Raw genomic sequence first — 11,998 nt, 5'->3', positions numbered from 1 at the left:
CCCGGGGATACTGCGTTGCGTACAATGGTTGGTTGGAATATTGAGATAATGTTCATGTTTACACTTCTGGGGATTATTTTTTACCATACTCTCACCGGCAAAAACATTAAAATTCTTGGCATTCCTGAAAAATGGTTCTGGGCTATTGTGTATGCAGCGTTCTGCGTGTTTGTGGAATGTTTGCTTAACATTGGAGGGCATCTGGTATGGGAATATGAATATTGGAACCTTTCTTTTAAAGGAGTGTGGCTTATCTTTTTGTTTGGGTATTTTCATTTCTTTTTCTTTGCAATTGTTGTTGTAGGACTTTCGACAATTAAAAAGAAGATACTGGCAGTGTCTATTATTTATGCAGTACCAATCACAATGAATGTGCTTGCGTTTGGGATATTGGGCTGGAATTATTGAAGAATTATTGAAAAGGATGAATGTCCCCGGGCCTGTTTATATTATAGAAAAGCTGTGAAGGGTCTTCGGTATATACGATAAGTTCATCGTCATCGATATAGCGCATTACAACTTTTTCAAAAAGGTAGCTGATCTTATAGGTTTTATTCTGTATAAGTGTTTCAATGTGAGGGATGCAACGTTTTGAGTAGATAGCATGGAGAGGTTCGGTGTTGCCTTTCCAACGGGGAATAATGCAATCATAGATACGTGGAATTTGCAGCATAAACGTAATAAATTCCTGATTTAAAAATGGCATGTCGGCAGCGCATACAAAAATATAATAAGTTGCAGAACGCTGCAACGCCGTATAGATACCACCAAGTGGACCAAGCCCGGGTATAATATCAGAATATACAGGGATTGCAAGATAGTTATATTTATTACTATCATTGGCAACAATTGAAATTGAGTGAAACAGCCCTTGCAGTCTGTCAGTAACGTGCTCTATTAATGGTTTACCGCCAAACTGATGCAGTGTCTTGTCGCTGCCAAAACGGCTGCTTTTCCCACCTGCAAGGATAAATGCTTCAATTGCTTCCATGGTTTATATTATCGTATTTGACAATTCGATAGGTGAGGATATGTATTATACCCTCACCACTGTATTCTTAATTCAGAATTGTGGCCTGTAAATATCTTGAGGAAATTTTTTAAGTATTGAAGCTTTCAGGGCATTTGCCTTTGCAATCTGGGCATACAGTTTGCCGCTTGGCTTTATCGTCCGTTTCTGTGATTTGAAATCAACATGTACCAGCCCAAATCGCGACATATACCCTTGAGCCCATTCAAAATTGTCAATTAAGGACCAGTGAAAATAGCCTTTGATATCAACTCCTTCCTGAATTGCCTTGGCCATCATTGTGAGGTGATCAATGAGCACATTCTGCCTCCAGGCATCATTATCAGTACCAATGCCATTTTCAGTAATGTAGAGTGGTAAATTGGGAAATGCCTGGTGTAATCGCTTAATAGCAAGGTAAAAACCTTCGGGATAAGGCTCCCAGCCAAGGCCTGCACATAGTTTATCATGCCCACATACAGGGTTGTCGGTTGACGATGTAGCAATGTCTTTTAGTTTAAGAGAAACCCGTAAAAAGTTATAAAAATTAAGGCCAATAAAATCATTAGAGTTTATAAGTTGGTTATGAGTGCTAAATAACTGAAATGGTAGCTTGCCTTTTTTCAAGGCTCTAATGACAGCACCGTTGAAAAGATAATCGACAAATTTTGCCAGCAGATTGTCAAGAAAGCTTTTTGGATTATATGGCATGGGTATTTGCACATTATGGACTATCCCAATTTTAGCATCGCGGTCTACAGATTTTATTGTATGATATGCGATAGCATGCATGAGCATAACAGTGCCAAGTGCTTTTACTGCCTTAATTAGGTTTTTTTCACCAGGTGCAAACATGTCGGTGATGTATCCCAGCATGACAATGCTTGGTTCATTAATTGTATTCCAGAATTTGACTTTTCCTTTGAATGTGGTTGCCAAAACACGGCAGAATTGGGCAAAATGTTCTAAATGTTTTTTATCGCGATTAAGCAGGCCACCTTCATTAAACCACCATATGGGCAATGTAAAGTGAAGCAGCGTAACAAATGGCGTAATTTTGCGTTTTAAAAGCTCATCAATCATTTTTTGATAGTGGTCAAGTGCCTTTTTGTCCAGTATGCCTGGTTGCGGAAAAATGCGCGACCATTCAATTGACATTCGGTATGCATTACAGTTGAGTTTTTTCAAAAGGTCAAAATCCTGTTTGTATCGATTCCAGTGGTCGCATGCAACCAGTGCACTATCGTTGTTTTTTATTTTTCCTGACTTTTCAAATAGCCACCAGTTGTTGTTGGTGTTCCCGCCTTCTATCTGATGGGCAGCAGTAGCTGTGCCCCATAAAAACCCCTTTGGGAATTGTATTTCATTATGTTTTGATGACATATACTATCTCCTTACATTTATTGTATTTGATAACTACTATACATATCTGCCTTGAGCTTTAATAAATATTTCATGATAGTAAAAATCAATAAAAAAATAAATATAGCGATAGTTACTGTAACAAATTTTGTTTCTTTGAATCATAGTGTAAAAAAGTAATTGCATAAAATTTCTTTTGTGAAAAAAATACTTTCAATTAAGAAAGAAGCAAAAATATGAATATTCAGACACTAGTAACATTATTAGACTGGCGCAGTTTAATTGATATTCCCATTCTATCATTTATTGTATTTTTGTTCTACACAACTCTGCGTTCCTCGGGTTCATGGCGTATAGGTCTTGGTATTGTTGTTGCATTATTATTTTATCTTGTGGCGCGTTTTATCAGACTCCCCGGGGTTGAATGGGTGTTTAACAATGTGAGCAATATTGCACTGATTGCTTTGATCATAATCTTTCAGCCCGAAATTAGAAAAATCTTTGAAAGGACAGCCTCTGCATTCCGAATAAAAAAACTTCTTAAACAATCATCCGGATTTATAAATGAAATAGCTCATGCAGTGCATACACTTGCACAGCGACGATGGGGAGCAATAATTGTTATACCAGGGAAGGATGATGTTGGGAACAAAATTCATGGCGGCTTTACAATTAATGCTGAGGTGAGTGTGCCGCTCATTGTAAGTATTTTTGATCCTCATTCGCCTGGCCATGATGGGGCTATGCTTGTAGAAAACGGTAAGATAGTTGGCTTTGGTTACAGGCTCCCATTATCTTCATCTGAAAAGCTGGATTATAGATTTGGAACACGGCATCATGCCTCATTGGGGTTATCAGAGATTTGTGATGCGCTGATTATTACAGTATCAGAAGAAAGAGGGACGGTATCTATCTTTCATAATGGTTCATATATACCTGCTGAGAATGAAGAAAAAATACAAGCTGAAATAAAAAATCATCTCCAAAATATTAGTGGATTGTTTCCTGTTTCATCAAAACGTAGATCAAAAAGTATTCGCCTAGCAGAAGCTTTTTTTAGTTTACTTGTAGGTAGCTGTATATGGCTTGCTATAGTTATAAATGCCAGTCAGGTGGTACAGCGAACGTATACAATCCCAATACAGTACAGTTTGCCACCTAAGATGGTAATTATTGGCCAAAAGCCGCAGACAGTGCGCATATCATTATCAGGAACCGTTAGCGAGATGGAAAGTATCCAGCCGTATGAACTAAAAGCTTTTGTTGACCTTTCGAATATTTCTCCTGGCGAGCATCTGGTAAATTTACAGCGTAAAAATTTTAATGTGCCGGATGAAGTACATATTGTGGATATTGACCCATCTCAGTTCAATCTGATGTTGCATACAATGGAACAGCGTGATGTTGAGATTAAGCCTCAGATAGTGGGATCAGTGCCACAAGGATATGAAATTACTTCCATAGATGTCAACCCTTCAAAGATACCTGTTCTGTATACAACAGATCTTGAAAACCCGGAAAATATATATTTGACTACTATACCAATATATGTTAGTACTTTGCAGCAGAGCATTAAACTATCAACTAAAATAGTTGCACCACAAGGGGTATATCCTCTTGATACATCTAATTGGCCAGATGTTACTGTGATGATATACATTCACAAAAAATAGTTACAGGAGCAGTACATGCCAACAACTATAAAAAATTTAGGTCCTTGCACAATTGATTCACCATTACTGAAAAAATACGGGCAGCGGGATGCAACATTTGTAAGTGATGATATTCGTGTCCGTTTCAATGCCTTTATTGGCAAAAATCCTCCAAAAGGAGGTGAGCATATTGAAAGCTTTGAAGCCGCAGGTCCACGGCAGAAAATTTTCTTCAATCCCGAGAACACTAAAGTGGCTATTGTCAGCTGTGGAGGGTTGTGCCCAGGGATAAATGATGTAATCCGGTCATTGGTTATGGAATCATACTATGGGTATGGTGTAAAGGATATTATTGGTATACCCTACGGCTATAATGGGCTCAATCCAGATTATAATTATAAACCAGTTCAACTGACACCAGATTTTGTAAAATCAATACACATGCAAGGCGGCAGTATATTGGGCTCATCCAGGGGTGGAACAAAGGATATGGACAGGCTGGTAGATACCCTGGAAAAACTTGGTGTGAACATTTTATATACTATTGGTGGTGATGGAACATTGCGCGGTGCACATGATATAGCAGTGATTGCAGAGAAACGGAATTTGAAGCTTGCAGTGGTGGGAATTCCCAAAACCATAGATAACGATATCAGTTTTATACAGCGCTCCTTTGGTTTTGAAACAGCGTTTTCAATTGCAGTAGATGCTATTTACGCTGCACATACCGAGGCCGAAGGGGCACCAAATGGAATTGGATTGGTAAAACTTATGGGGCGCCATTCAGGATTTATAGCGGCTAATGCTGCACTTGCAAGCAATGATGTTAATTTTGTATTAGTACCTGAGGTGCCTTTTGATATTGAGGGACCAAATGGCTTATGTGCACATTTGGAAGATCGTTTGAAAAAAAGAGGGCATGCGGTTATATGTGTGGCTGAAGGAGCAGGGCAGGAAATTTTACAAAAAGATACTGAAAAAAAGTATGATGCATCGGGCAATGTAAAGCTTGCAGATATAGGGATTTATCTCAAAGAAAAAATACAGGAATATTTTGACAAAAAAGGTATAGAGATAAATCTCAAATATATTGACCCAAGCTACATGATCCGCAGTGCACCCGCGGTACCCAACGATTCCATCTACTGTACGCTGCTTGGGCAAAACGCTGTGCATGCAGGTATGGCAGGCAAAACTGATCTGGTTATTGGGCAGTGGAGCAATATCTATACACATGTTCCAATTGAAGTGGCAATTTCGCAGCGCAAGCGTATTGATCCACGTTCACGTTTTTACAGCAGCGTACTTGATGCAACGGGGCAGCCATCAGAGATGATAAATCAATAATATGATATTTTAATTTATTTTATTAGGAGGTTTGCCGTGGCTAAAGAATATCAACATGCTCCAATTATTTGTGGAATCATCACAGTAATAGCTATTGTAGGAAGCATTATTGGTATATGGCAATCTATTCCTCTTGTTATAGCTATAGGTATTATCCCCGCTATAATCTATGAGGTATACAGAACAGAGGGTGTTTTTACAAAAATAGCATCATGGTTAGCACTGATAGTTACAATGGTAGCCCTGTATGTTATTCATAAAAATGTAATAATTGATATAGTCCCATTCATTAAAAAATTTATCAGTATATCTGTGAAAACTATACGTATGCCGGCAGGATTAGTTGCTCCAGTAGTGCTGGTTATAATAGCTGTTTATCTGTTCAGAAGAACCGCGGGTATATAGACACGGTGGCTGGCAGTGGTAATATTACTTACATCAGTTGCACTGTTTTACAGCCTTGATCCAGGGTTACTAAAAAATTTGTTATCAACGCCTGAAGTGCAGCAGAATCTTAAAGAAGTGATTAAACGTGGGTTAATAATATCCATTGAATACAATAATACTTTATTGTACCTGCAATGCTGTGGTGTTAGTATAATTACAGTATTTTTGGTATATGGCTACTATGGAAGTGTAATCTATTGATAACAATTCATTTGCAGTAAACCCCACGGGATTTTCTTTACGATATGATTTAATTGGAAATGAAGCTAACACCTTTTTAGTATTAATAATATAAAAATCGTTTTTCTTTTCAATATATCCCTTCTTAATACAAAATTTCAAAAAGCGTTTTAATTTTTTATGCCGGTAACCATTGTCATTGAGATATTCGTCAATGTTGGGAAGTTTACCTTCTTTAACGAGTTCTATAAATTCATTGATTATGGCATCTAGATGTGATGCAATTTCTTCTTTTTTTAGAGCTATCGCTTTATCAATTTCTTCAAAAGCCATTGACACTCGCTGCAGGTAGGCTGAGGCAATCTGGCTGAACGTTATAGTGTGCAGGCTTTTTAAAATATGTGATACTTTCTTCAAAAAATTTTCTTTATCATCTAAGATAAAAACTGGCTTGCCTACGTTAATGAAAATATCCTTTTTGCCAGCTATACATCTGTCAACCTTGACATTTATTGGCAGTATATAGAGCTTTTTTTGAAAATGGCGATAGGTACTGTCAACCAACTGGAAAATGCCGCTCCGTAAATTTTTAAGACCTCCAAACCCCCATGTTGTACCTTCAGGGAATATCAGAGTGGAAAAGCCGCTGTAAATTGATTCCTTCAGTTTTGCCATCTGTGCGGATATTTCGGATTTCATTGCATCCTTGTTTTGAAAATCTTCAATAAAAGGGCGTGGGATATCAATGAGTTTCATTTTTTTGAAAAAAGCTTTAGGAAGTCCAGTTCTGTCCAATAAATACAATAGATAATAGGCAATTTTATTCTTTCTTCCAAAATTTGATGACAGATAGTAACCGCTTAAAAAATCCTTTTTTGCCATAACCACAAAATGTGGCCTTGGCTTCAAAGCATAGTATACTTTTGATAAAGAAGGTACCTCAAAGTAACTGTCGTGAGTTGGTGTAAATATAACAAGGTCGGGGATGGATTGTAAAAATTCTCTCCCTTTAAGGTGTGGTCTATGGCGCATGAGTTTTGAGGCAATCTTAAAACATAATATAAAAAATTCGTAGATTATGCCGTTGGAATGGTTCATAACTAGTCCTTGAATATACAAAACTCTAGAGTAAATTAAAAATATATTGTGTCAAATTCAATGTCAATCTCTTTATATGAAAAATGAATTTTGAAAAATTTTTCGTTTTAATTTAATAAAAAATATTGACGTGATTATCAGTGTGTACTAAATTTAACTAAATGATTAAATTTTTTGGTTAAATAAAATAGTTAATTTTATGAGCTATCGCTCATAATAATGAATAAGGTGATAAATGGACTCATTTAAATATTCAAAAGAAACCCGTGATATTATATTGAAAGCTGCAAAACAAGAATTTGCTGAAAGAGGGTATAGTGGAGCCAGGATGAATTCAATAGCAAAGCGTGCAGGGGTTAATCAAGCGCTGATACATTATTATTTTTCAAGTAAGGAAAGATTATACCGTGAAGTACTGGAATTTTTATTCCATCACGATGAAGCTTTGATAATTGAAGAATATTTTAAAGACCATACTTTAACGCCCCCTGAAGCATTATATGTAGCAATTTATATACTGGTATATTTGCATCATGATGCGGTAGATCCGGAAACAAACCGTATTATATCCTGGGAAATTGCAGAAGGCGGGGATTCATTCAAAAAGCTTTTGATTGAATATCTGTACCCAAAACTAGACCGCATTACCCAAATCATTCAACAGGGAATTGAAGAAGGGTATTTTGAAACAAGTGACCCATTTTTGATAGTATTCAATCTGGTTAATTTTGTGATATCGTTTGAAAACAACAAGCAGTATTTAAAGGATACCCCATGGTATGGGCGTTTCTATGGTGGTGATGATGCAAAAAGATTATTTGAATATACATTAACTGCTACTTTTAAGGCACTGACACCTGCTGGTAAGCTTTTTGCTTTGCCTCACATAAATGAAGATTTGAAGAATAAATTACATGGTATTATTGATAAACTTAAAAGTGCCCAGGGAGTGCGATATGAATTATCAAAATAAAAAGAAATTTATCCATACGTTTATTATCACAGTGGTAGTTTTTAATATTGTTGTATTACTTTGTGGTACAACGTATATAGTTGCACAACCTCTTACTTTACAGCAGGCAATTAAATTAGCAATTGAAAGTAATAATACATATAAAGCTGCTCTCCTTAAAGTTGAAGAAAACAGGTATAAAGTACGTGAAAGCTGGGGAATGCTGTGGCCACAGCTTTCTACTGATGTTGCCTATACACGGCAATGGTATGAGTCAGGATTTCAGTCGCAGATAGCAGGTCAGTATGATGTGAAGATTATAAGCGGACAGATAGCAATTAATCCAGGTGCATTTTATAACAGCCTGCAGGCTTCACGCAACGGATACATTGCCAGTGAATATGAAGCGCGGTCAATTAAAGCCAATACTATAATAACTACACTTCGCCTTTATTATCAGATACTTCTGACTAAAGAACTAATAACCATGCACCAGGAAGCACTTAAAGCACTGGAGGAAAACCTACGTGTAGTAACTGTTGGATATCAGAAAGGAACCTTTTCAAAGTTAGATTTTTTGCGCGCAAAAGTTGCATATAATAATGAAAAGACACAGCTTATCAATGCTAGGAATGATTACCTGACAGTGTGTGCTTCCTTCAACATACAATTAAACAGGGATATAAATGAGCCAGTTGAACTTGATGAATCAGTGCTTCAGGTAAGCAATGAAGATTTGCAATACCTTTCACTTGAAGAGCAACAGGAGATAGCTCTTATAAAGGAACTTGTTGGCCTGTCACTTAAAAACAGGCCTGAATTATTGCAACTGTCGCATAGCAAAAAAGCATTGGAGTATGCATCAGATGCTGCATCGTCGGTTTACTTGTGGCCTAGCTTATTTGTGAGTGGAAATTACGGATCAAGTAAATCCATTTCAAAAGAAAATGGTGGTTTTACGCCAACAGGCAATCCAGCAATAGATCCAATTTTACAAGCAATGAGCCAGGCAATGTCTGAAAGCTTTGCCCCTAAGGGATGGAATGATCATTGGATGATTACGTTTGGTGCTACTTACCAGTGGGGAGCATTATCACCTATTAATTCTTCGCATGCAAAAGCAAAACAGCTGGAAAGCCAGGCAAATCAGCTTGACTTGCAACTGCAGGATTTTGTGAAAAGTGTGCGGCTTGATATCCAGCGAGGCTTTCTAAAACTTAAATCAGCATCAAACTCATTATATTCGCAACAGGGAAACGTTGAAACGGCCCAGGAGTCATTGAAAACTGCAACATTGCAGTTCAGAAATGGTATTATTGATAACTCAAAATTTTTAGAAGCAAATGTGGCATTAATCCAGGCAAAGACCTTATACATACAGGCTTTGTATGATTATAAAGTATCGCAGGCAGAATTGAATAAGGCAATTGGGGTGGATTATTTCAAGATTTATTAATTTGGTGGGAGAATTACTATGAAAAGGGGAACAAAAACAATACTTACAGTTGTTGTTATTATTATAGCAATTATTGCAGCCTATAGGCTGGTGGTGTATGTTGCAAATAAAATCAATCCCAAAAAGGTGGTTGAAGAAGAGCGTGTAATACCGGTAAAAGCTGCAAAAGCTGTTCGAATGGATATAACAAAAACCCTGAATTTAAGTGGCGATATTGTTGGCAAAGAGGTTGTGAATGTGTTTTCACAGGTACCGGGCAAGGTTATGGAGATCCTTGTAAAAGAAGGACAGTTTGTAAAAAAAGGGCAGGTGCTGTTCAGGGTGGATAGAGATATAGTAGGGATGGAGTATATGCCAGCAGTTGTGGAATCGCCACTTACTGGGTATGTAGGTACCGTTATGGTTGACAGAGGTATGTCAATTAGCCCACAAACGCCACTTGCCCAGGTAGTTACTATGAATCAGGTTGAAGCAGTAGCTCAGCTTATTGAAGAACAGATCAACATGGTGCAGATAGGTATGAAGGCAAAAGTGCGTGTTGATGCTTATCCCAACACATATTTTTATGGAACGGTGTACCGCAAAAATGCAGTGCTGGATGCAGCTAGCAGAACTCAGGAGGTGCGCATACTTATCGATAACCCTGAGCTTAAGCTGCGCCATGGAATGTTTGCTGATATTCAGATACAAATGGGAGAAGTTAAAAATGCAGTAGTTATTCCGGTAGATAGCATTTTAAGCGATAGCTCCGGCAATTATTATGTATACAAAGTAATAGATAATAAAGCATTTAAACAAACCATAAAACCAGGTTTTACATTACGAGATGTCACAGAAGTTATTTCTGGGGTTAATGAGGGTGATGTGGTGGTAACATTAGGAAAAGAGAATGTGGGCCATGGTGATAAACTGTTGCTGTATATGGAAGAAAAAAAATAACATCATTACTATCCTGGCAAGGAGTCTTTTATGAAGATTACTGATATATCTGTTCAGCGTCCAATAACAACGGTTATGCTGTATATAGCTATTATAGTGGTAGCGATAATAAGTTATGTAAAAATCCCTCTGGACCTTTTCCCTGACATTGAATTCCCAGTGGTGGTGGTGTTTACTGAATACCCAAATGTGGGTCCCAAAGAAATTGAAAGTACAGTAACCCAGCCATTAGAAGAAGCAATAGCATCAGTCAATAATATCGATACAATTACATCAACATCTAAAGAAGGCCTGTCGATGATTGTTGCTAAATTTGTGTGGGGCACTGACATGGGCCTTGCAGTAAGTGATATCCGTGAACGTATTGATATACGCAAAAGGTTTTTACCCGAAGATGTTAAAAATCCGGTTGTTCTCAAATTTGATGTTTCCATGATGCCAATAATCATGCTATCAGTGACCGGCCCTAAGGATTTAGCGTATGTAAAAAAATATGCAGAGGATAATCTCAAAAGTCTTTTTGAACAAACTGATGGTGTAGCTGCAGCGTATGTCAGTGGGGGTCAGAGCTATGAGGTTAAGGTTGAGCTTATTAAAAACAGGATAGATGCATATAAACTCACTATTGACCAGATAATACAGCTTTTAGCAGCTGAAAACCTCAATATTGCTGGTGGTGATGTTAAAACGCCGTATATGAAGTACACATTGCGAACCCAGGGCGAATTTAAATCGTTGGATGATATACGCAATGTTGTTGTCACGGTAAAAAATGGAACACCTATTTATGTTAAGGATATTGCGCGGGTATATCTTGCACCTGCTGATGTTAAAGAGATTGTGAGGCTTAATGGAGAGAATGGTGTTATTTTACGAATCCAAAAACAGTCAGATAAAAATACTGTAATTGTTGCACGCAATATTTTAAAGAAGGTTGAAGAAGTGCGCAAGACACTTCCTAAAGGAATGGATATTAAGCCATTTTATAATGCTGCTGAATTCATTGAATTATCAATACAGAATATGCTGAAAAATGCTATTGAGGGAGCATTAATTGCAATCCTTGTTGTTCTTGTTATATTACGTAATGTCCGTGCTTCGCTTATTATGGGTTTGTCTATTCCTGTTTCAATTATCACTTCATTTGTGTTGATGTATTTCTTTGATCTGTCGCTTAACATGATGTCAATGGGTGGACTTGCCATAGGTGTTGGGATGCTTATTGATAACTCCATTGTAGTAGTTGATAATATATTCAGATACAGGGAAAAAGGTGCCCGTCCTAATGAAGCTTCAAAACTTGGTACTGATGAAATGGGTATGGCAATCACTGCATCCACACTTACCAATCTTGTTGTGTTTATCCCCTTCCTCTTCAGCCAGGGTCTTGCGGTGCAATTATTTAAGGATATGATACTGACAATAACGTTTTCAATGCTAAGCTCATTGGTAGTTGCACTGTCACTTGTTCCAATGCTTGCTGCAAAATTTATCCCTCGTGTTGAACATGTATATACAGGCAGATTGTCATTTTTACAACCACTGTTTGAAACAAG

Annotated in this window: 11 protein-coding genes; 8 read left to right on the top strand and 3 right to left on the bottom strand. The window is 37.4% G+C overall.

The genetic code is table 11. The features are described from left to right. Positions 1-408, top strand: a 408-nt coding sequence (locus tag N3F66_13240; protein MCX8125109.1) for a hypothetical protein, incomplete at its 5' end; no start/stop codon positions are given. Positions 409-412: 4 nt separating this feature from the next. Here the strand turns inward: N3F66_13240 and N3F66_13235 are convergent. Both N3F66_13235 and N3F66_13230 read right to left on the bottom strand, forming a co-directional pair. Then, entirely contained in the window at positions 413-991 is a 579-nt protein-coding gene (locus tag N3F66_13235; protein ID MCX8125108.1) for a molybdenum cofactor guanylyltransferase, read from the bottom strand. A gap of 72 nt (positions 992-1,063) precedes the next feature. After that, positions 1,064-2,392, bottom strand: a complete 1,329-nt coding sequence (locus tag N3F66_13230) for a glycoside hydrolase family 1 protein (GenBank protein ID MCX8125107.1) — start codon at positions 2,390-2,392, stop codon at positions 1,064-1,066. A gap of 215 nt (positions 2,393-2,607) precedes the next feature. Here N3F66_13230 and N3F66_13225 point away from each other — a divergent pair, with 215 nt between their 5' ends. The 3 genes from N3F66_13225 to N3F66_13215 are packed head-to-tail and all read left to right on the top strand — an operon-like array spanning position 2,608 to position 5,775. Next, positions 2,608-4,044, top strand: a complete 1,437-nt coding sequence (locus tag N3F66_13225; protein ID MCX8125106.1) for a diadenylate cyclase — start codon at positions 2,608-2,610, stop codon at positions 4,042-4,044. A 15-nt stretch (positions 4,045-4,059) separates the two neighbouring features. Next, positions 4,060-5,370 carry an ATP-dependent 6-phosphofructokinase gene (locus N3F66_13220; GenBank protein MCX8125105.1) on the top strand — a complete coding sequence of 437 codons (1,311 nt, stop codon included), beginning with the start codon at positions 4,060-4,062 and terminating at the stop codon, positions 5,368-5,370. A gap of 36 nt (positions 5,371-5,406) precedes the next feature. Next, on the top strand, positions 5,407-5,775 hold the full coding sequence (locus tag N3F66_13215) for a hypothetical protein (protein ID MCX8125104.1): 369 nt from the start codon (positions 5,407-5,409) through the stop codon (positions 5,773-5,775). A gap of 162 nt (positions 5,776-5,937) precedes the next feature. Here N3F66_13215 and N3F66_13210 read toward each other — a convergent pair whose 3' ends face one another. After that, a complete protein-coding gene (locus N3F66_13210) occupies positions 5,938-7,095 on the bottom strand; it encodes a 1-acyl-sn-glycerol-3-phosphate acyltransferase (GenBank protein ID MCX8125103.1) in 1,158 nt (385 codons plus the stop codon). Between the two features lie 235 nt (positions 7,096-7,330). Between N3F66_13210 and N3F66_13205 the strand changes: the two genes are divergently transcribed. From N3F66_13205 to N3F66_13190, 4 genes are all read left to right on the top strand, one after another. Beyond that, on the top strand, positions 7,331-8,068 hold the full coding sequence (locus tag N3F66_13205; GenBank protein MCX8125102.1) for a TetR/AcrR family transcriptional regulator: 738 nt from the start codon (positions 7,331-7,333) through the stop codon (positions 8,066-8,068). Beyond that, positions 8,052-9,503 (top strand): TolC family protein, encoded by a 1,452-nt coding sequence (locus tag N3F66_13200; GenBank protein ID MCX8125101.1) that lies wholly within the window; start codon positions 8,052-8,054, stop codon positions 9,501-9,503. The genes N3F66_13205 and N3F66_13200 overlap by 17 nt, the downstream gene beginning before the upstream one ends. Positions 9,504-9,521: 18 nt before the next feature. Continuing rightward, positions 9,522-10,442: an efflux RND transporter periplasmic adaptor subunit gene (locus N3F66_13195; GenBank protein MCX8125100.1), complete on the top strand. Its 921-nt coding sequence runs from the start codon at positions 9,522-9,524 to the stop codon at positions 10,440-10,442. A gap of 30 nt (positions 10,443-10,472) precedes the next feature. After that, positions 10,473-11,998 (top strand): efflux RND transporter permease subunit (locus N3F66_13190; GenBank protein ID MCX8125099.1); only part of this gene is annotated, 1,526 nt, incomplete at its 3' end.

The organism is Spirochaetota bacterium (assembly GCA_026414805.1).
GTDB lineage: Bacteria > Spirochaetota > UBA4802 > UBA4802 > UB4802 > UBA4802.
The sequence above is the reverse complement of the archived record's forward strand: the minus strand, read 5'-3'. Positions and strand labels throughout refer to the sequence as shown.

Excerpts from the sequence above, each read along its gene's own strand:
- N3F66_13210 (MCX8125103.1), bottom strand. The coding sequence starts at position 7,095 with ATGAACCATTCCAACGGCATAATCTACGAATTTTTTATATTATGTTTT.
- N3F66_13205 (MCX8125102.1), top strand. The coding sequence starts at position 7,331 with ATGGACTCATTTAAATATTCAAAAGAAACCCGTGATATTATATTGAAA.
- N3F66_13225 (MCX8125106.1), top strand. The coding sequence starts at position 2,608 with ATGAATATTCAGACACTAGTAACATTATTAGACTGGCGCAGTTTAATT.
- N3F66_13220 (MCX8125105.1), top strand. The coding sequence starts at position 4,060 with ATGCCAACAACTATAAAAAATTTAGGTCCTTGCACAATTGATTCACCA.
- N3F66_13195 (MCX8125100.1), top strand. The coding sequence starts at position 9,522 with ATGAAAAGGGGAACAAAAACAATACTTACAGTTGTTGTTATTATTATA.
- N3F66_13230 (MCX8125107.1), bottom strand. The coding sequence starts at position 2,392 with ATGTCATCAAAACATAATGAAATACAATTCCCAAAGGGGTTTTTATGG.
- N3F66_13200 (MCX8125101.1), top strand. The coding sequence starts at position 8,052 with ATGAATTATCAAAATAAAAAGAAATTTATCCATACGTTTATTATCACA.
- N3F66_13235 (MCX8125108.1), bottom strand. The coding sequence starts at position 991 with ATGGAAGCAATTGAAGCATTTATCCTTGCAGGTGGGAAAAGCAGCCGT.